This window comes from Microvirga pakistanensis, assembly GCF_004458765.1.
Lineage (GTDB): Bacteria > Pseudomonadota > Alphaproteobacteria > Rhizobiales > Beijerinckiaceae > Microvirga > Microvirga pakistanensis.
Genome location: NZ_SPJX01000579.1, coordinates 1 through 223 on the forward strand (window position 1 = coordinate 1; position 223 = coordinate 223).

General features: G+C 68.2%; 1 pseudogene. It reads right to left on the reverse strand.

What is annotated here, in order from left to right:
- Positions 1–223: pseudogene (locus E4K09_RS23860) on the reverse strand (amylo-alpha-1,6-glucosidase); the annotation flags it as partial.

The window sequence follows — 223 nt, forward strand, 5'->3', positions numbered from 1 at the left end:
CAGCGGCGTTGCGGCCGCCCAGGCCTGTGGGGCGCAGGCGACCGGGTAGAATGTCAGTCCTTGGCCGCGTCGGCGCGGAAAGCCGCAGAACAGTTCCGGCAGCCGCCGCAAATCGATGTAGACAGAGGCGTGGAACAGACCGTCGAAGATCCGGGCTACCTCCCGCTTGAAGCCGTAGCGGGCGAGGCCCAAGGCGATCAGCGCGTTGTCGTGCGGCCAGACC